The following is a 19,231-nucleotide window of genomic DNA, read 5'->3' on the forward strand; positions in this document are numbered from 1 at the left end:
GCCTCTGCCCCTACCGCAGCTGCCACGGCACGTTCATCACCGCGACTCCAGGGACGAACAACAGAGAGATCCTCAGACGGAACGCCGTCCGGTTGTCCGGCAGATGCTCCCACCAATGGGCGACGAGGCACTCGGGGACAAAGACGTTGACCAGGGTCCCCAGCTGCGCGGTGCCGAGGGCGACATGGCCGGATTCCGGGTGCAGGACGTAGTCGGCGCTCCCGGCGCGGGCCAGGTGCCCCATGACGCCCTGGCCCAGACCGGAGTGGAGTGGCGTGGCGTCTCCCCCTATAGGCCCCGGTACAGGGTGTACGACCACAATGATCCACCTCGATGAACCCGGCCGATTCATACAGGGCGTTGGCCGCTGTACGGTCACGTTCTCCGCCGGGAGGCTCATCGTCGTCCACGTAGAGGACCACCTGATCGGCACCCAGGTCGCTCAGGGCTTGCCTCGGCCCGGCTGAACCACGCTCCGGCCTTGCCCGCAGCCCACGTCGTCCCTGTGCAGAACTGGCCCCGGTGCCGCTTCAACCGGCGGACGGTGCAGAAACTCAGCGACCAGCTCGCCCCTGCCGTGATGACCGATGGACGGATCCGTGACGCTCAACCGTGAGTACGTGGGGCCCTGTTGAGTGCCCTCAACCTCATACCCGGCAGCCGTGTACGCCGCACTGACCCGTTCCACCGCGGCTTCCTCTCACCGGTCTGAGTGATGTGGTGCGTCTGAACTGCCTAGCCGCAGGCCGGCACGTACCCAGTCCTCCGCCGCTTGTCGACTGGGCACAAAAAACAGAGCCTCTCCCAGCCTCCGCTCACGGCCCCTCCGCCCCCTCCAGAACACCGCCGCTGCACAAACGACCACCCCTTGACCACCCTGACCGTGCGGCTACCGACCGATCCGTCAGCAGCACCCCAGGAAACAGCAGGCCGGCAACCTCATCCGACATCAACAACGCGCCCCCGATCCCGGAGGGTGAAACCTCTGACCTCCGCATTCCACGCACAACCCAAAGAAGCCCATCGAGCACACATTCCAAGGTCAATAAAAAAGAAATCGCAGGTCAGAAGACTGACCTGCGATTTCCCATGGAGCCGCCTTCGGGATTCGAACCCGAGACCTACGCATTACGAGCACACTAGTGCTCGTGCTGGGCTGTGCTGAGTGGTCATGCCTGATCCAGTTTTCCCAGATCAGAGCACATGTCCCGGTCCCGCTGTTCGCATCTCGTGTTGCACCGTCCAAAGGCGTCCGCGCTCCCCTTGCGCTCCCCTGGTCGCGTCTGGTGACACTCCAGCCCCGGACCGCGACGCCACGCCGCCACACGATGGGCTCTTGTAAGTATCGAACAAGATCAGCATCCGGGGTCACCATCGCGCCTTACCATCCCAGAACGCCGACCGCTGGACTACGGAAGCGCTGGAGACAGCCCCGGGCTGGAACCCTCGCACTCAATCCTCATTACTCAGGATTTGGCCCCGTCGCTGTTGCATCCACTCTGGTTCTCGGTACGGCGGACGCCCCTCGAACGACGCCCGCACACGTCGACGCGTACTCGTCCTCAGGAGCCATCCCCAGGGCGTCAGCTCCCGCCGCATGGCAAGCAGGCATGCGTTGAGTTCAGCACTGTTGTCGTAGGGGTAATAGGCAGCGCCTGGCATCTGTTCGTCCGATGTAATCGGAGCCGTGTTCCACGCCTCCTTGCGATGCGGCCCACCGTGCTGCCGTGTGCGGGCGAACAAGCGGGCGTAGGTCTCGCCAACCACCGGCGAGTCCATGTTCAACAGCGTCTGGTGATAGTTGATCCTGGCGAAGACCTCGCTCATCTTCCCGGCCAGTGCTGCCCGCACCTCGCCGTTGGAGCCTTGCCGGCGCCTGATGGCGTAGGGCAGTTCTTCGTAGTCGTGGACCGCTTGCAGCGCCTCTGCATACATCTGGATCTTGATCTCGCGGCGTTTGACGTGCTGATTCGACCAATAGCCGATCAAGGCCACCGCGGCAGTCACTACCCCTACGATCAGCGTTATTCGGCTGCCGGAATCCATGGCGGCACACTGCCCTCCCTGCTACATCAACAGCTCTCAGACGTCACATCCCTACGCTGCTCCCCGAACCGCAAACCTCGCTCATCCTCCGAGGCACATCGTGGCCAAGGCAGACGTCCGACGCGGCAGGTCGACGGCCTCCCCTGTTCCCAGAGGCTGGAGCCCATGACCAGGGGCTTGCAGGACGGGGTGGGGGCGCCGAGATCTTAGGTGGAAAAGGGCGCTTGAGTTTACGCGGCCATGCGCGCTGTCGAGGAGCCACGAAGCGTTCGCACGGCGTATGACGACGCTCGACGAGCCGACTGCGCGGCGGCAGACGCGGAAGTGCGCCATCATGCGGGAGGACCTCGGGATGGCGGCCAGCTTGTGGCCGTGATGGCAGAGGGTTCAACGACCGTGAGTGAAGCGGCAGACGGCTGAGGCGACGGACGAGGACATGGCGCGGGATTACGACAGTCAGCTGCTGGAGTCGGTGGCAGTACGCCGGCGCAGGATGCGGGATGCCCTGTTGTTCGGTGCGCAGCGGGGGCGTCGCACCGCGGACGAGCGATTGGGGAAGGTCTTCGCGGGGATCGCGATCACGGCTGTCCTGTGTGCGGGGTGCGTGGGGTGGTCGTTTCTTCAGCACACGCTGGCGACTCAGAAGGCTGAGCAGGAGAAGCAGCAGCGTCAGGTGCAGCAGTACGGGCAGCCAACGAGGTCGGCGAAATCCTAGAAGTCCACGGATCGGATTCGGACAGAGTTGGCGGAATTCCTGGGGAATGCGGGAAGAGCTCCCCGTGGCGGGAGAAGGCTTCCCTGACGCAGGGCCTGGGTGGACGCGTGTCCAGCTTGGTCAAAGAGTTCGTCAACCCCGCGATGATAGGTTCCGGTAAGTGGTGAGCAGAGCAGTGAGTTCCCGGGCTCAACTGAGCCGAGTGACGTTGGTCGGCGAGCGACGCCGGGCCGATGTCGTCCTGCTCTCCGACACGCCGATAGGGCAGCTGATCCCGGATGTCCTGCCGTTGCTGGGCGATCGGCCCGCATCGCGGCCGGTAGCTCGGCAGTTGATTACGTCCGACGGCTCCGTCCTGCCGCACGACAGCACGCTGGCGTCGGCCGGGATATCCGACGGCGCCGTGCTCCGGCTCGTGACGACGCATTCTGCGCCGCCTGCTCCCGTTGTGCACGACGTCACGGATCAGGTGGCTGACGACCTCGACTTGCGGGCTTGGCGCTGGCGTCCTGCTGCGCGCCGGGCCAGTGCGGGTGTGGCGACCGTCGCCTTCGCCGTGATTGCCGCGCTGCTCGCCCGCCGTGAGTTCCCGCTTGGGGCCCTGGTCAGTGCTCTGTCAGCTGTATCGCCTGTGCTCCTGGCGGCCGGTGCGCTCGTCGCCAAGGTCGGGCGGGGGAATCGGGGACTGGCGACCGCGCTGCTACTCGCTGCTGGCGGGCTTGGGGTTCTTACGGCGTGGACGGCCGCCGATGCGTTCGGCTGGCCGGGCACCGCGCGGCTCGCTGCCGTCGCGGGCGCGCTGGTCGTGACACTTGTGTTCCTTGGCTACTTCTCTCCGCTGGGCAAGGGTGGGCTCGTTGGTGCGGTGACCACTGCCACGCTCGCCATCGTGTGGGAAGTGGTGGCCGCTGTTCAGGGTGATCCGGCCCGGCTCGGTGCCGTGATGGCTGTCTTCTCTTTGGTGGTGCTCGGTGTGCTGCCGCGGCTGGCTCTGATGGCGTCGGGGCTCACCGCGCTCGATGACCGCCGCTCGGGCGGCGTCTCTGTCAGCCGTCACCAGGTAGGTACCGCGCTTGCGGCGACGCACCGCGGCCTTGCCCTCTCGACGATCGTCACTGCGATTTCGGCAGCCTCCGCGGGCTGGCTGCTCACGCTGGCCGAGAAGCCGACCGGATGGACCGTGGCGCTGGCGGCCCTCGTTGTCGTGGTGCTGGTGTCGAGGGCGCGAGCGTTCCCGCTGGTCGCTGAGGTTGTTGCGCTCTTCGCCGCCGCGTCGTGCCTGGTGGTGCGCCTGGTGACGTGGTGGATGGAACATGCGGGGGGTGTCGGGCCGCTGGCTGTGCTGTGTGTGGCTGCGGTGTTGCCGTTGGTCGTTTTGGCGGTGCAGGTGCCCGAGCATGTGCAGGTGCGGCTGCGGCGCATGGGCGATCTGGTCGAGTCCATTGGCATGGTGGGACTCTTCCCCCTCGCGTTTGGTGTGTTCGGTGTGTACGGGCAGCTGCTCAACCAGTTCTGAATCGATGTGCAGGCGCTGCAGGCGGGGCAGCAGTTGGGGGTGAGAGGCAGGCATGCCGAGCGGAGACGGCTGGCAGGGTGACGTGCTGCGCGACCTGAGAGGCGGTGCCCACCAGGGCGCACAGGACCCCGAAGGGCAGGCGTACCCCGCTTCCGCGCCGGGCCCGGCCCTGCCCGCACAGGGCGCCCAGGCGCCAGGCACCGCCCATAGCGGTGGCGCGCCGCAGCAGGCCGGCTACCCGTACCAGGGGCAGGAGCAGCAGGCCCCGGCCGCGTACACTCCGGGCCCCCATCCCCCCAGCCCACCTGGCTCCCGGCCCGTGGTGGACGAGGGCTTGGCCGACACGCTAAGCAGCAAGCCGCGGCACGGCGAGCCTTTCGCGGCGCGTGCCGCACGTGCCCTGCGCCGTACGCTCTCCTCGTCAGCCGCACGCGAGGTCGCCGAGATCACCCGCACCGCTGCGGTGCTGCAGCAGCCCGTGACGACGGGGCGGCAGATCGCCGTCACCTCCATCCGGGGCGGGTCTGGCAAGTCGACCGTCGCCGCGCTGCTCGGTACCACGTACGCGCACTACCGGCAGGACCCAGTCCTCTTCTTGGAGGCCGACCCGGCGCTCGGCTCGCTGCCGCTGCGGCTCGGCACCGAGTCGCGACGCTGGACCACCAGCGAGATCGCGGACATCGTCAAGCCGAACATGTCGCTGCTCGACGTCACTGGCTATCTCGTCCAGCTCCCCAACAACGCCTGGCTGCTGCCGGCGAGCCAGGGCCAGATCGGCGTGAAGCTGGACAGCCAGGCGTATGAGCGGGCCGTGGTCGCGCTGCGCCGCTACTTCGGTGTGATGGTCATCGACTGCGAGACGCTGCCCGCCGAAGTCGCCCGGGTCGCACTCGCCGCCGCCCATGGCCGTGTGCTGACCACACCGGCCACGCCGGAAGGCATCACCAGTACGTTCTCGGTGCTCCAGTGGATGCAGGGGCTGCCGCGACATGTGATCGCCGGCACGGTCGTCGTGCTCACCGAATTGGTGCCCCACTCGGGAGTCGACCTCGATGAGGCGGTCCAGAGGCTCAAGTCCACTGGGGTAAGTGTCCAGGTTCTGCCGTATGACCGGCATTTGGCAGCCGGTGGCCCAGTCCATACCGAGTTGCTGGCTCACCCGACCAGGGAAGCCGCTGCCCGCCTTGCCGCGGACGTCTTCCAGCTCTCCCTCTCCCAGCAGCATCACTAACCAGATGCCGAGCCCGATCGTGAATGACGGACAACGATGAGTACCCGACTGATACACCGCCCGGCCCGGACCACCCGACCTCCGGTCGCCTCCGAGGCGCGCATCATCGAGGCCCCGCCCAACCTCCCCGAGGGGAAGGCGGGCAACATCGCGATGTCGCTGCTGCCCGTCGCCGGTGTCATGTCGTCCGTGGTGATGATGACGGTCGTGCGCAACAGCCAGTTCGCCGGGCTCGGAGCGATCATCCTCGTCGTCACCGTCATCGGCTCCGTCGCGCTCGTCTTCTCGCAGCGTGGCAAGGCCCAGCGCACCCGCCGCACCCAGCGCGAGGCGTATCTCGCCTATCTGGAGGACCTGCGCGAGGAGCTCTCCGTCGAGGAGCGCCAGCGGCGCGAGCGCGCCGACGTCCTCAACCCGCCGCCGCCCGCCCTCTACGACATCGTGCGTGATCCGGCTCGTCTGTGGGAGCGCCGCCGCGTCGACGGCGACTTCCTGCGCGTGCGCGTCGGCACGGGCGAGATGCCCGTGCGCGATCTGCAGATCGCTCAGCAGGGCTCGTCGGTCCTTACCCCGCCCGACCGCTTCATGCTCAACGAGGCGTCGGCGCTGATGGCCCGCTTCCGCACCGGCACCGAACTCCCCCTCACCGTCCCGCTCGACCGCGTCGGCAACGTCAGCGTCATCGGCCCCCGCGAGGACTGCCTTCGCGTTGCGCGTGCCCTGCTCGTGCAGGCCGCTGCCATGCACGCGCCGGACGACGTGGCCATCGCACTCGCCATGCCCGGCGACCGGCTCGCCGACTGGGAGTGGGCGAAGTGGTTGCCGCATCTCCTCGATGGCGAGCAACTGGACGGTCCCGTCGCCGCTCGCCGTATCGCTCCCTCCGTCCCCCAGCTCGCCCGACAGCTCGGCCCTGAACTGCGCCGCCGTGCCTCCTATGCGGCCGAGGTGCGCCGCGGCCTGTCCAGCAACGACGCGCTGTCCATGACGTCCCGGCTGCTCGTCGTCGCCGACGGACACGGGGACGACGCCGTCGACCTGCCGCGTCCCGACGAAGCGGTCGGCCTGCGGGAGATGGGTGTCACCGTCCTGCATCTGCTGGAGCAGCGGGTCCAGGAACCAGGGCACGTCGGTGTCCGGATCACCGTGGACGGCGACCAGGTGGTCATCGAAGACCTGCGCGCGCAGGAGCCGGTCTTCGCCCACGGGACCGTGGATACGGTCAGTATCCCGTTTGCCGAGGGCCTGGCCCGGATGCTGGCGCCGCTGCGTCTGTCCGCCGAGTCGCTCGCCGACGCTCCCCTGACCGGGCCCGTCGACTTTGCCGAGCTGCTCGGCGTCGACGACGTGGCACAGCTCGACCTCTCGCACCTGTGGGCGCCGCGCGGCGAACGTGCCTTCCTGCGCGTACCGATCGGCATCAACGACTCCCACGAACCGGTGCTCCTGGATCTCAAGGAGTCCTCGGAACTTGGCATGGGCCCGCACGGCCTGTGCGTCGGCGCCACCGGCTCCGGGAAGTCGGAACTCCTGCGCACCATCGTCCTCGCCCTGGTGGCCACGCACCCGCCCGAGGACCTCGCACTGGTCCTCGTTGACTACAAGGGTGGTGCGACTTTCGCCCCGTTCGCGGACCTGCCGCACGTCGCCGGTGTCATCACCAACCTGGAGAACCAGGCCGGCCTCGTCGAGCGCGTCCATGGCTCGCTCGCCGGTGAGGTCAAGCGCCGCCAGCAGGTCCTCAAGGACGCGGGCAACGTCGCCGACATCGGTGACTACGCCGCGCTGCGCGCCAGTCGTCGACCCGATCTGGAGGCGCTGCCGCACCTGTTCGTCGTCATCGACGAGTTCGGTGAACTGCTCACCGCCAAGCCGGATTTCATCGACCTGTTCCTGTCCATAGGCCGCATCGGCCGCTCGATCGGCGTGCATCTGCTGCTGTCCAGCCAGCGCATCGAGGGCGGCCATCTCAAGGGCCTGGACACCTATCTCTCCTACCGGCTCGGCCTGCGCACTTTCTCCGCGGACGAATCCCGTACGGTCCTGGACACCGCGGACGCCTTCCACCTGCCGCCGCTGCCCGGGTTCGGCTACCTCAAGGTCGACACCAGCCACTACGACCGCTTCAAGGCAAGCTACGTCTCCGGCGCCTACCGCGGCCCCGTGCAACGCCCGGACGAAGAGGACACCGGACCCCTCGCCCTCCCCTACGACACCTTCAACACCCTCTCCCCTGCCGAGGACTCGGGCGCGCAGGAGCCGACGGTGCGGCGTCGCGAGATGGGGCCGACAGAGCTGGGCGTCATGGTCGAGCAGCTGGTGAACGCCGCCGGTACGGTGCGCCGTATCTGGCTGCCCCCGCTTCCCGATGCGATCACGCTGGACGCGGTGGCCGGACCGCTGGACGTCGGTGCGCGCGGTATGCAGCTCGCGGGGCGCCGCGGCCCGCTCGAAATACCCCTCGGTCTGCTCGACGATCCGGCCAGGCAGTGGCAGGGCCAGTGGTACCTGGACCTGACGGTGGCGGGCGGCCATGCCGCTGTCATCGGCGGCCCGCAGTCCGGCAAGACCACGCTCCTGCGCACCCTCGTCCTCTCGCTCGCGCTGACCCACACCCCACAGGAGGTCGGCGTCTATGGCCTCGACCTGGTCGGCGGCGGCCTGGCGGCCCTGGCCGGCCTGCCGCACGTCGGGGGTATCGCGGGCCGCGCCGACCGCGAGCGCGCAGCCCGCACCGTCGAAGAGGTACGGAACATGCTCGCGGTCAGGGAGAATCTCTTCCGCGAGCACGGCATCGACTCCGTCGAGCAGCTGCGCGACCTGCACGCGGCGGGCCGGCTGCCCCAGCTGGCCTCCGCCGAGATCGTGCTCGTCATCGACGGCTTCGGGGCGCTGCGCGACGACTTCGAAGAGCTGGAGGACACCGTCGCCGACATCCTCCAACGCGGCGGCGGTTACGGCATCCACGTCGTTGCGGGCATGCTGCGCTGGAATGACGTGCGCATCGCCGTCCAGTCGAACTTCGGCACCCGCGTCGAGCTGCGGCTGAACGACCCCAGCGAGTCCAGCATCGACAGCAAGCTGGCAGTGACCCTTTCGCCCGACGAACCCGGTCGCGTCCTGACCGCCGGCAAGCTCTTCGCGCAGGTCGCGCTGCCCCGTACGGACTCACTCGCCGACACCGCGGACATGGGCGCGGTCCTGGAGCGTGCGGCCCGGACGATCCGCGCCACCTGGAGCGGTGAGGTGGCCCAGCCGGTGCGGGTGCTGCCGCACCTCCTGGACCCTCACCTCCTGCCGGGTCCGGTTGCCGAACCCCAGCGGGTGCCCATCGGCCTGGACCAGGCGGCCCTCGAGCCCGTGCTGCTCGACCTGTTCCAGCATGACCAGCACCTGCTGATCATGGGCGACAGCGAGTGCGGCAAGACCAATCTGCTGAAGACCATCGCCGCCGGCCTCATCGATCGCTACAGCGAGGACGAGCTGGTCTTCGCCGTCATGGACCCGCGGCGCAGTCTGCGCGGCGCGATCCCTGAGGAATTCAACGGCGGCTACGCGTACAACGCCAAGCTGTGCGCGGGCCTCGCCGCCGGTATCGCCGGCGTATTGGAGAAGCGGCTGCCCGATGACAGCGCGCGCCTTGAGGACCTGGAACCGGGCAGTTGGGGCGGCGGTCCGCGGATTGTGGTCCTCGTCGACGACTACGACATCCTGACCACCGCCGGCCAGGAACCGCTGGAACCGTTCCTGCCGTACATCCCCTCTGCGGTGGACATCGGCCTCCACTTCGTCCTGACGCGCCGCGTGGCAGGCGCCTCACGCGGCATCTACGAGCCCCTGGTGCAGGGCCTGCGCGAGTCGGGATCTTCGGCGCTCCTCATGGCAGGGGACCGCGGCGAAGGCCAATTGTTCCCCGGCGTCTACGCCTCGTGGCAGCCGCCGGGCCGCGGTGTCCTCATCCGCAGGGGCCAGTCCAACCGCCTGATCCAGACCGTGTATTCCCCCGCGTGACCTACAGGAGAGCTCTCCCGCCCGCGCGGACCACGCCACGTACGGCATCCATGCCCCGAACGATGAAGGACCGGACGACCACATGACCAAGGACGTCATTGCCCTGACCCAACGCATGCCCGACCCGTGGGCCATGCTCGCGGGCCTGCTCTCCGGGGGCCCCGACAAGCTGGTGGACACGGCGGGCGAGGGCGCCGTCGTGCGACTGTGCGATGCGGAGGGACGGCCTCTCGTCTCCGTCGAGGCACCGCTGCTCGTGCAGGTCGCGGGCGAGGCCGAGCGGCTGCTCGGGGCCACTCCGCCGCCGCTTCCGTACTGGTGGACAGAGGCCCGCGCCACCACCGGTGTGGAAGAAGCCGAGCGGCTCGCGGGCACCTTCGCGGCCCGGCTGGCCGCTTTGGCCGACGGCTCCGCCTGGCCGCCTGAGGCCGCGCAGTCCCTGGCCGTGGTGAAGACCGACGGTGTGAGCGTCGCGCCCACGCCCGCCGCCGCGCAGCCCGCCGTCGACGTCCTCACCGACAAGGTCGCCGTCGTCATCCAGGACCGCCCGGTGGTCGCCATGACGGCCTGGCTCCAGGACGCGTTCCAGACCGCCGCCAACGCCGAGCTGGGCCTCCAGGTCGTCACCCCACCAGGAACCACGCTCTCCCCGGCCGTACGCCACAGCCTGAGCAACTGGCCCTCCCGCTGGGTCGTGCGCGACGAGCGGGACGGCTACTACGACGGACAGTCCGGAGCCGTCCTGCGCTGGCAGGACGGCATGTTCGCCCCCATAGCGGCGGCCGACGCGACCGCAGACGACCCCCGCACCCCGGTAGCCGCCTCCTACCAGGAGGTCACCGACACCGGTGAGCAGCAGCTGGCCGTCACGTTCCGCACGGTCCACCCCGCAGACGAACGTCTTGTCCTCGGCGGCGCACTGGAGTCGATATGGCGCGAACTCACCGGCGAGCCCCCAGCCGGATGGGGCACCGCGGAACCCGCCAACCTCCCCTGGTCGCCACGACAGATGACCGACCTCGCCTACGAGAGGGCGCCCGAGCCGACCTGGTTCGTGGTCGTCGGCAGCCCCGACCGGCCGGGCCTCGCCACGGTGCGCGTCAGCCGGACGAAGGCGGGCGTCGAGGAGGACGTCACGCTGATGTTCGGCTACGGCCCCGACGAGAAGCCGCCTGTGGACGCCCTGCCCCGGGCCGCGGAGGTGCTCGCCACCCGCCACCGCCTCCTGTCGATGCTCGTCCAGATCCGCAAAGCCCACCGGGACCTGGCGGTGCCGCCCCGCTTCGAGGGCCCCGGTGTCCCGCTGGCCTTCGTGCTCGGCGCGGAGGAGGTCCGCCAGATGCCCGGCGACCGCGCCCGGAACACGCCCCTGGCCCAGCCGCCCGTCCCCCTCGGCCCCAAGACCCGCCCGGCGATGTACTACCCGCTGCCGGGCGACCCGTTGGACCTGTCGGGCTGGCAGGACTTCGAGCGCCTGGTGCGGCATCTGAAAGGCGAGTGAAAGCACCTGGACCGGCTGGACCTGCGCAGGATCTCCCTACCGATCACGTTGCAGGCATGGGTAGGCAGGTGGACTCTTAGCTGTTTTGAGCCGTTGTCAGACCTTGGTCATAGCATCGGGATTGCGGATTGCACCAAGGACTTCGCAGTTGATAGGCATGACCGTACATACGATCGTCAAGTCTGGCGGGGGGAGCCCGATGAAGTTCGACATGGGGGCGCAGACGCTCTCGACCCTGAGGTCGAAGTCGCAGGGGTCGAGCACGGAGCTGGGGACGTTGATCCGCCAGCTCGTGCAAGCAGCACAGCCGTTGGAGGGCAAGTTCAACGGGTCGGGCAAGGCGGCATTCGACTCGTTCAAGTCACGCGCGGACGAGATCACGTCGGCGTTGAACAGTGCGCTGGCCGCGATTGTGGGCGGCCAATCGGGCATGGAGACGGCATTCGGCTCAGGCGACCAGGAGCAGGCCGACAACGCCCGGTCGCAGATGTCCGCGGCGAACTTCGACGCGGCCCGCTTCTCGGGCCGCTGACAGCCCGATTGCGGCGCAAGTACTCAGATCTCAGCGGGGAGTGATTGTGATGGCTGCTGGCATGGACCGTCGTTCGTACGACTCGGGCGCATCAGCGGAGGCACAGGGCAACATCCAGGCGGTGATCGCGCGCCTGGAGCAGGTGATCGCGGCGCGTGATGCGCAGGTGAAGGCTGCGATGTCGGACTTCGCCGCGGATGGTGTCGCGGAGGAGTACCACGGCAAGGAAATGCGCTGGAACAGCGCCTCGCAGGAGGTCAGGAGCATCATCCAGCTGCTGAAGACGACGCTGGAGAAGAACGACGGCACCGCGCACCAGACGCTCGCGCGCGCGAAGGCCGCGGTCAACAACATCGGCTGAGCCGGCCTCAGCACATCGACAGAAGAGGCGATCCTTCGGAGTGCGCCGACGGGTTGCCGGCCGTGGGGACGGCGCCGCGCGGGTCGCGGCGCCGGTGAAAGATATGTGTACGCAGGGGGGCGTTCATGGCGTCATGGGACATCCAGCCACAGGGAGTACAGGGCCAGTTGAAGGTCGTCGGCACGCATGCCGAAGATCTGGGGAAAGCCCTCAACACACTGCTCTCTGACATTCAGGAAGTGGCTCAGGCGGCGGGTACGGCCGTGCCGGGCACGCAGGCCATGACCACCCCGATGCGCGGGCCCGCGTCCTTCAGCGCGCTGCCGCAGGGCAAGCCGGTGGGACCGGTGGCCCCCGACCTGCTGCCGCACAAAGCAACGGGACCGGTCGCCACCGCCCTGGCCGAGTACGTGACGAAGCGCAAGCCGCACATGAAGAAGATGGCCGAGCGCTGCCAGGCCGCCGTCCTGGGGGCTGCCAAAGCCACCAATGAATACGTCCAAGGCGATCTGGAGGCGGCCAAGAACGCCCAGAACGCCGCCCGTCACGTGCGGCTGGACGCTCTCAAGGACTTCGGGGGGAAGAAGAAGTGAGCGGCGGACCGGTCGACCCGGCCGATGTACCGGTCTACACCGGCAATCTGGACGTTCTCGAAGCCAAGGCGAAGGCGCTGTCCCGCGGCGGCTCCAAGGTCCAAACCGCTGGCTCGGACGTCCACAAGTCCTTCGGCGGACTGGCCGCCTTCTACAAGGCACCCGAGGCAGAGCAGCTGTTCGGCGTCACCAAACCGGTGGAACGCACGGCACACGAGCTCAGTGACGACATGCACGTCATCGCCAAGGCTCTGGGCACCTACGCCCGTGAGATCAGGCCGCTGATCCACCAACTGAAGCAGCTCAAGCAGGAAGCCGCCGACTTCCGCGACAACGAGGCCGCCGAAGACGACTGGAGCGAGGACGGCGACCTCGTTGACGAGAACCTGGGCCGCCGCAACAAGATCGCCGAGGTCTGGGCCGCGTTCCAGGAAGCCGAACGCGACTGCCACGCCAAGATCGTCGCCCTGGTCGGCGGCCATGCGCTCCACACTATCGACGCCTCCCACAAGAACGGGTACGGCTACGACGCCGAAGCCCTCAAAGCCTCCAAGAGCCTGCCCTGGGGCGAGGCGGTCGAGGAATCCATTCCCGCGTGGCAGGTGTGGGAGCACGCCTACGAATTCGGCAAGGGCTTCATCGTCGACGGTGTGGGGGGCACCATCGACGGCCTGTACACCCTGTTCGGCGGGCACGGCGGGGATGCTGCCGGCGAGGCGTGGAAGGGCCTGGCTAAGCTCTCCACCGCATTTACGATCACCGCCATGCCGATTGTGGGACAGACCTACTGGATGCTGCCGGGGAAGATGCTCCCCTCCTGGCTGCGGGACTCGCGTACCGCGGTGCTGGATACCGGCAAGGCTCTTGTGGCGTGGGACCAGTGGGAATCGAACGGCTCCCGGGCCGCCGGCGCGGTCACCTTCAACGTCGTGACCGCCGTCTTCACCCGCGGCGGCGGTGCCGCCGTGGAAGGCGCGGGCAAGGCCGGCGCGATGGCCAAGGGCCTTTCCGTCGTCAGCAAGGTGGGCAGTGCCGTCGACCCGATGACCTACGTCATCAAGGGCGCAGGCGCGGGCCTGTCGAAGGTCGGCGACGTGATGGCCCACCTCAAGGATCTCGGCCACGTCGAGGTCCCGAAGATCTCCGAGGGCGCTTACAGCCTGCCCGAGGGGGCCGTCAAGAATCCGGACGGCACGATCCAGCTGCCCAAGGGCGCCGCCATCCCAGAAGGGGCGACCAAGCTCCAGGACGGCAGCATCGAGCTGCCCAAGGGCACGGTCACCTTCCCGCCGGGGACGGTAAAGGACCCATTCACCGGCAAGTACATGGACCCCAGAACCGACCTCTACAACGAGGACGGCAGCCTCTTCCAGCGCGCCGAGGACGCCCACAAGGAGAAGTCCGCCGCATCTGCCGCGGACGCCGACAACCCACGAATCGAGACCCCGGTCCGCGAGGAACAACGGGTCCCGGCCGGCGTCGGCGGACGGGGCGACGACACCATACGCGTCGGCTCAGAGATATCCGACCCGGTGCGGGCCGCGGACGATCTTCCGCCCGGCCGCTCCGATACGACTCCGGACACCACCGCGGGCCACGCCCCCAGCGGCCACGCGGGCGACCACATGCCCACGAACAACCTGGACAACGGGGCAGGCGGCACCAGCCGCACCGGCGACAACAATCCCACGGGCGGCGCGGGCCACACGGACACCCCGTCCACAGGCGGCGGCCACGACGTGCCAGGCGGTTCCACGACCGACAATGCCATCCCGGGCGGCTCCTCCACGGACAACGGAATCCCGGGCGGTGGCCACCCAGACACCCCGTCGACGGGCGCCGGCCACCCAGGCAGCGATGACGCAGCCCGCGGCGCCGACGACGCGGCTCACCGAGCGGAGTACGAGGCTGCCCGTGAGAAGCCGGCCAGCGAGCGGACGCCCACAGAACGGATGGCCGTCACCCGCGAGCACGTCCGCTTGGCCAATGAGGACCCGGTTTGGCGCGCAGAACACTACGACAAGTGGGGGCCCGGCAAGCGCAACAATGCCGAGGAAATGGTCGACGGCCAGCTCCTGCCGAAGCTCAATGAGAAGCCGGACGGCAGCTGGATGGCAGCCGACGAAATGCCTTACGCGAACCCGAAGCAGTTCCACCTCACTCCCCTGGAGAGGGGCCGGCACACGGTCGCTCCGGGTGAGCTCAACCACCTCGACGACGTCTCGGCCAAGCGCTTCGCAGGCATGGAGCTGAAGCAAGCGGAGGGGACCTTCAAGGACCATCCAACCGATGAGACCGCGCAGGCGCTCGCCGACGCGCAGAAGCACTACGACCAGACCGTCGGCGCGGACGTCTCCAACAACACCAAGCTCGGCGAGGCACTCGGAGAAGAGGCCGCGAGGCGCCACATGCTCCTTCAGAAGGAGTTCGAGGGCGCCAAGGAGGTCGACGACCCCCCGCTGCCGGAGACGCCCAACGGGTCCAAGAAGTTCGATCAGCTCTGGCGTGACAAGGACGGCAACCTCATCATCGTCGAGGCGAAGGGCCCCAATGGAACACTGGATTGGCGCCAGGGCAACGGTGAGCTCGACGCCAACACCAAGGTGCAGCAGGGGACCATCGAGTACGTCCGCACAGTCGTGGCCGACATGAAGGAACGGGCCTTCACATCACCGGGCGATGCCAAGTACGCCGCGGAGATAGAAGACGCCATCTTGAACAAGACCCTGCGCTACGTTCTAGTACAGGCTACCGAGAACACCGGTAAGTATGCTGGGGCCGAGCTCAAGCACTTCAAGCTCTTCTAAGGAGAATCGCGTTGGTCTCGAACATCCCCCGCCATCCCTTTCCCACGGGGAACGCGGAAGAGGGCCTCGCCGTGCTCCAGGACAACGCACAGAAGGTGATCGACGGGCTGGAGGCACACTCCACCAGACTGGGCGATGCCCTGGGCAGCACGCTCACCCTGGCCAAGGCGCACTGCTTGATGGACCCGAGGGCTTCGATCTTCCCCACGTGGGATGCCTGGGTGAACGCGATGCAGGTCGGCTCCGCCGTGTTCGCTGCCGCGACCACGGCCGAGGCGCAAGTTGAGTGCCGCATTGCGCACAAGGATCGGATACTCCAGGCCACCGGCCCGCAGTGGTATGTGCACCCGAACACCTGGCTCACCGCCTTCTACCTGGCCGTGGTGTGCCGGGAACGGGACAGGATCACGGCCCTGTGCCAGGTGCCGCTGTCCCTGCTGCGCGAGAACGGCTCGCGCTTCGACGAGTTCCAATTCGCCTGGATCGACACCCTCCAGACCTACTGGCTCGGTGGCCCCGACCTCGGCCAGAAGCTGGTGGCCGCGGTGGACGGCACGGACCCGGAAACCGTCACCGACCCGGAGGTGGTGGGCAAGCTGATGTACCCGCCGATGGAGATGTTCCACCGGATCGTCCGCAAGGATCATGTCGGCTTCAACCGTGCGCTCGTCGCCGCCCTCCAGTTGCACAAGGAGTACTGGACCGAAGAGGACCGAGCCGCCACGATTCCGGGCCTCGTCGCGCTCGCCCCCCTCGCCATGGCCTGCATCGCCCACGACGCGGGCATCCCCATCGAGGTCGAGTCCGAGTACCTGCCCGCCGTCCTCATCAAACGCAACTGGTGCGGCGAGTTCCCCACGTGAGACACCTGGAACAGATGGCGGCGGTGGTTCCCGTCATGGAGGGGTCGCTGTCCTATTCGTTGGAGGAGATCGAGACCTCGCACAACTCCAGGTCGGGCGCAGTCATGAGGTCGCTGAACGTCGCCCTCGTCCGCTGTGTCGGGGACCCCACTGCCGGCATGTTGGAGACCTGGGAGTCCTGGCTGCTGGCCATGCAGGTACATTCGGCCGTCTTCGCCGCCGCCGATCCCAACCGGGAAACGGTCACCTGCAAGGTCCGCCAGGAGGAGCGCCACCTCGCCACCACCGGGCCGCAGACCTACCTCAACGCGAACACCTGGCTCAACGCCTTCTACCTCGCGGTCATCTGCCGTGAAGCAGCCCGCCTCGACAGGCTGGCCCGGATCCCGGTGTCCCTTTTGCGCAACTTCGGCGGCGCCCTGGACGAGTACACCTACGCCTGGGTGGAAACCCTCCAGAGCTTCTGGCTCCACCGAGACGACCTGCGCACACACCTGGTGCGCGCCGTGGACCTGAGCGCTCCCGAGCAGGCCCGCGTCGTCGACGCGGAGGAGATGGGCAACCTCCGGTACCCGCCGATCATGATGCTCTACCGCTACCTGCGCAACGACGCCGCCGGCTTCAACGAGGCCCTGGCCGACGCCGTCCGCTGGCACAAGGAGTACTGGACCGCCGACGAGGACCGCGCCGAAAACATCCTCGGGATCGTGGCTCTCGCTCCGCTGGCGATCGCCTGCCTGGCCAAGGCCAACGGCATCCCGGTCGAGGTCGAGTCCGACTACCTCCCCGAGGCCCTCCTCGACTTCGCCTGGCGCGACGAGTTCGACGCGTAACACCGCACCCCACGTATGGCGCACACACGACCATCGTCATCTCACGCCACACATTCCGTATGGACAACGAGGCCGTGATCATGGCACCGGTCGTCGCGGCCTCCCGGGACGCCATCGAGGGATCGAGGCATCCGAGGACGACCGCTACGATGCCCTGCCCTTCGCACTCTCGGCGGCGCAGTGGCACCGCCTCCAGGACCCCGTTGCGGGCGACCTCGAAACCTGGGAGTCGTGGGTTCTCGCCATGCAAGTGGGCTCCGCGCTCTTCGCCTCTGGCAACGCACAGCAAGGCCCGGTGGCCTGCCGGGTCGGGCCGCTGGACGAGGTGCGCAAGCTACCTGCCACCGGCCCGCAGGACTACTTGCACGTTGACGCCAAGTGAGAGCCTGCCAGCATGACAACCGCTGGATCGTCTCGTGCGTGCGTGCCCCTTTATCGCTCACTGCCCGAGCTCGCTGTTCTCGACCCTCAAGAGCATGCCTATGAGCTTGCTGACTGGATCGAACGGATCCCGGCGACCGCGCACTCTTCTCAGCGAGATGGATGGGACAGCACCTATTCCTGGCTCCGCTTGACCAGCGGACTCAGGGCGGTGTCGTTCGACATGGCCTATGACGATGGCGGGGTGTGCGTCGGCGGGGACTTCGACGTCGTCTGGTCGGAGATGATGGCCGACTGGCAGTTGCACCAGATCCGTCTCGGCTACGCGGCTGCTGCGATAGGAGCCCTGGTTCGGGCTCTTGATCTGCCTACCACCGAGGTCAGGTCCGCCGTGGAAGAAGCCGAAGCAGCTCTCAGACGTCTGGGCAGAGCGCACCCCACACATGCGGGCAGTGTTGCCCAGCATCTCTTGCAGCATCACCGTCAGGCTTCGATTGGACCTTCTATATCCGCTGGAGTGGGCGCCGCAATGGACCTACGTAATCGGGCGGCCCGCGGTGAATTGCGCATTCCCGAGCCAGAAGATCGCGAAACGCACTTCCTGGCAACCGGACGGGAGCTTGTCTGTGCAAGCAGGGAGGCCGCCTCTTCCCTCCTCATCGGCGGACAGATCCTGCTCGCCTGGGCTGTAGAGAAGGAAGTTGTTCAAGCCCCCAATGAGGAAAAGTACTTGATCGACGGAATGTGGATCAAGGGCTCGACGGGGGCGGCAGTCTGGGTCGACGACGAAATCCCGTACAGGGACTACCTCGTATTTCTGCACCTGGAGCATGGGGAGCCCCCCATCTCCTGAGGCTGGAGGAGGTAGAGCGGGAGGGGTTGGAGCACGCGAGGGGGTGGCGTCGGCGCCTGTGAAGCGCTGGCGCGCACCCCCTCACCGACCAGATGTCTCACCTGGTTCGGTTTTCCTAGGTCATGCACCACCCAGAGTCGCAGTCCCCGTCGCCTTCGTCATCGCTCGGCACGTCAGGTATCGCCTCGCCCAGCGGAACACCGTAGCGGGTGAGGTACGCAGCGTCCCGACCGAGAGCCGCTCTTCGACCATTGATGAACGCTTCGAGCTGCTGAGACTTGGCGAACAATTCCGGGTCCGTCTTACGCAGCTCCTGCCAATCGCTGACCGTATGGAATGGGCAAAAGAAGCAGGAACTCTTTGGGGGAACAGGAAGACCAGCCTCGCGGATGAGGCGCGTGCAGTCCTCGCGGCGTAGCCCGAGGTCGAGCAAGGGATAGGTGATCTGCTCGCGGGGATCGCTCCTTCGCCTGTTCGCTCGATGGATCTCGTCAACTGAGATTCCGATGCCGACAGTCGCAGGAGATTCGGCGGTAGCGCCGTGCTCTCGAAGCCATCTCGAAATCACCTTGATCTTGAAATCGGCGGTGCAGTTGCGTCGGCCGGGTGCCCCGTTGGCCATGCGGACAGGAATTGGTATCGACCTCGCCTCTGGCTTGTGGAGCCGCTCCCAGAGGGTCTCGGTAACACCGGTGCGGCGTCGACGCTCTAGCATGTGGAGGTCGATCCCGTTGTCCTGCGCGTACGGTCCCGCTACTTCCTCAATAAATTTCAGCGTCGCGGGATTCTCACTATCATCGCCCACATTTGAGAAGAGGAAGGTTTGAAAGTCGATGCGGCGCTGCGCAGCCAGTACCAGAAGCGCCGTTGACTGGACGCCCCCTCCATAAGAGATCACCTTGACGTGAGCCTCCGCCATTTCTCTCCTCGCTTCGAGCGTCTGCTGGGACGACACAACCAACGACACCTCATGGGAGAAGTCAAACTG

The 19,231-nt window shown here is 67.4% G+C and carries 16 protein-coding genes; 13 read left to right on the top strand and 3 right to left on the bottom strand.

From position 1 onward, the window contains the following. Nucleotides 1-10: 10 nt before the first annotated feature. Nucleotides 11-244 carry a hypothetical protein gene (locus SLV14N_RS17615; RefSeq protein WP_263270046.1) on the bottom strand — a complete coding sequence of 78 codons (234 nt, stop codon included), beginning with the start codon at nt 242-244 and terminating at the stop codon, nt 11-13. A gap of 1,208 nt (nt 245-1,452) precedes the next feature. Beyond that, the gene (locus tag SLV14N_RS17620; RefSeq protein ID WP_263270047.1) at nt 1,453-2,046 is read right to left on the bottom strand and encodes a hypothetical protein; all 594 of its coding nucleotides are present in this window, start codon (nt 2,044-2,046) and stop codon (nt 1,453-1,455) included. 436 nt (nt 2,047-2,482) lie between these two features. Here SLV14N_RS17620 and SLV14N_RS17625 point away from each other — a divergent pair, with 436 nt between their 5' ends. The 13 genes from SLV14N_RS17625 to SLV14N_RS17685 all read left to right on the top strand — a co-directional run bounded on the left by SLV14N_RS17625 (nt 2,483) and on the right by SLV14N_RS17685 (nt 18,243). After that, nucleotides 2,483-2,761 carry a hypothetical protein gene (locus tag SLV14N_RS17625; RefSeq protein ID WP_263273202.1) on the top strand — a complete coding sequence of 93 codons (279 nt, stop codon included), beginning with the start codon at nt 2,483-2,485 and terminating at the stop codon, nt 2,759-2,761. Between the two features lie 175 nt (nt 2,762-2,936). After that, nucleotides 2,937-4,277, top strand: coding sequence for a type VII secretion integral membrane protein EccD (eccD, locus tag SLV14N_RS17630; protein ID WP_263273203.1), 1,341 nt, complete (start codon nt 2,937-2,939; stop codon nt 4,275-4,277). A gap of 52 nt (nt 4,278-4,329) precedes the next feature. Next, on the top strand, nt 4,330-5,508 hold the full coding sequence (locus SLV14N_RS17635) for a MinD/ParA family protein (RefSeq protein ID WP_263270049.1): 1,179 nt from the start codon (nt 4,330-4,332) through the stop codon (nt 5,506-5,508). 36 nt (nt 5,509-5,544) lie between these two features. After that, a complete protein-coding gene (gene eccCa, locus SLV14N_RS17640; RefSeq protein ID WP_263270051.1) occupies nt 5,545-9,519 on the top strand; it encodes a type VII secretion protein EccCa in 3,975 nt (1,324 codons plus the stop codon). Between the two features lie 82 nt (nt 9,520-9,601). Then, nucleotides 9,602-11,020, top strand: coding sequence for a DUF6177 family protein (locus tag SLV14N_RS17645; protein WP_263270053.1), 1,419 nt, complete (start codon nt 9,602-9,604; stop codon nt 11,018-11,020). A gap of 199 nt (nt 11,021-11,219) precedes the next feature. Then, nucleotides 11,220-11,552: a hypothetical protein gene (locus SLV14N_RS17650; RefSeq protein WP_263270055.1), complete on the top strand. Its 333-nt coding sequence runs from the start codon at nt 11,220-11,222 to the stop codon at nt 11,550-11,552. 49 nt (nt 11,553-11,601) lie between these two features. Then, nucleotides 11,602-11,913 (top strand): pore-forming ESAT-6 family protein, encoded by a 312-nt coding sequence (locus SLV14N_RS17655; protein WP_263270056.1) that lies wholly within the window; start codon nt 11,602-11,604, stop codon nt 11,911-11,913. 125 nt (nt 11,914-12,038) lie between these two features. Then, nucleotides 12,039-12,506, top strand: coding sequence for a DUF6507 family protein (locus SLV14N_RS17660; RefSeq protein ID WP_263270057.1), 468 nt, complete (start codon nt 12,039-12,041; stop codon nt 12,504-12,506). Then, nucleotides 12,503-15,313 carry a hypothetical protein gene (locus SLV14N_RS17665; RefSeq protein ID WP_263270058.1) on the top strand — a complete coding sequence of 937 codons (2,811 nt, stop codon included), beginning with the start codon at nt 12,503-12,505 and terminating at the stop codon, nt 15,311-15,313. The genes SLV14N_RS17660 and SLV14N_RS17665 overlap by 4 nt, the downstream gene beginning before the upstream one ends. 11 nt (nt 15,314-15,324) lie before the next feature. Next, entirely contained in the window at nt 15,325-16,176 is an 852-nt protein-coding gene (locus tag SLV14N_RS17670) for an immunity 49 family protein (RefSeq protein ID WP_263270059.1), read from the top strand. Further along, nucleotides 16,173-17,009 carry an immunity 49 family protein gene (locus SLV14N_RS17675; protein ID WP_263270061.1) on the top strand — a complete coding sequence of 279 codons (837 nt, stop codon included), beginning with the start codon at nt 16,173-16,175 and terminating at the stop codon, nt 17,007-17,009. The genes SLV14N_RS17670 and SLV14N_RS17675 overlap by 4 nt, the downstream gene beginning before the upstream one ends. Nucleotides 17,010-17,253: 244 nt before the next feature. After that, a complete protein-coding gene (locus SLV14N_RS17680; protein WP_263270062.1) occupies nt 17,254-17,391 on the top strand; it encodes a hypothetical protein in 138 nt (45 codons plus the stop codon). Between the two features lie 12 nt (nt 17,392-17,403). After that, a complete protein-coding gene (locus tag SLV14N_RS17685) occupies nt 17,404-18,243 on the top strand; it encodes a hypothetical protein (protein ID WP_263270063.1) in 840 nt (279 codons plus the stop codon). A 115-nt stretch (nt 18,244-18,358) separates the two neighbouring features. On the opposite strand, the gene SLV14N_RS17690 is transcribed toward SLV14N_RS17685, so the two are convergent. After that, the gene (locus SLV14N_RS17690) at nt 18,359-19,198 is read right to left on the bottom strand and encodes a phosphoadenosine phosphosulfate reductase (RefSeq protein WP_317633711.1); all 840 of its coding nucleotides are present in this window, start codon (nt 19,196-19,198) and stop codon (nt 18,359-18,361) included. Nucleotides 19,199-19,231: the final 33 nt, after the last annotated feature.

This window comes from Streptomyces sp. Je 1-4 4N24, assembly GCF_026239515.1.
GTDB lineage: Bacteria > Actinomycetota > Actinomycetes > Streptomycetales > Streptomycetaceae > Streptomyces > Streptomyces nigrescens.

Excerpts from the sequence above, each read along its gene's own strand:
- SLV14N_RS17615 (WP_263270046.1), bottom strand. The coding sequence starts at position 244 with ATGGGGCACCTGGCCCGCGCCGGGAGCGCCGACTACGTCCTGCACCCG.
- SLV14N_RS17620 (WP_263270047.1), bottom strand. The coding sequence starts at position 2,046 with ATGGATTCCGGCAGCCGAATAACGCTGATCGTAGGGGTAGTGACTGCC.
- SLV14N_RS17625 (WP_263273202.1), top strand. The coding sequence starts at position 2,483 with ATGGCGCGGGATTACGACAGTCAGCTGCTGGAGTCGGTGGCAGTACGC.
- SLV14N_RS17635 (WP_263270049.1), top strand. The coding sequence starts at position 4,330 with ATGCCGAGCGGAGACGGCTGGCAGGGTGACGTGCTGCGCGACCTGAGA.
- eccCa (WP_263270051.1), top strand. The coding sequence starts at position 5,545 with ATGAGTACCCGACTGATACACCGCCCGGCCCGGACCACCCGACCTCCG.
- SLV14N_RS17645 (WP_263270053.1), top strand. The coding sequence starts at position 9,602 with ATGACCAAGGACGTCATTGCCCTGACCCAACGCATGCCCGACCCGTGG.
- SLV14N_RS17650 (WP_263270055.1), top strand. The coding sequence starts at position 11,220 with ATGAAGTTCGACATGGGGGCGCAGACGCTCTCGACCCTGAGGTCGAAG.
- SLV14N_RS17655 (WP_263270056.1), top strand. The coding sequence starts at position 11,602 with ATGGCTGCTGGCATGGACCGTCGTTCGTACGACTCGGGCGCATCAGCG.
- SLV14N_RS17660 (WP_263270057.1), top strand. The coding sequence starts at position 12,039 with ATGGCGTCATGGGACATCCAGCCACAGGGAGTACAGGGCCAGTTGAAG.
- SLV14N_RS17680 (WP_263270062.1), top strand. The coding sequence starts at position 17,254 with ATGCAAGTGGGCTCCGCGCTCTTCGCCTCTGGCAACGCACAGCAAGGC.
- SLV14N_RS17685 (WP_263270063.1), top strand. The coding sequence starts at position 17,404 with ATGACAACCGCTGGATCGTCTCGTGCGTGCGTGCCCCTTTATCGCTCA.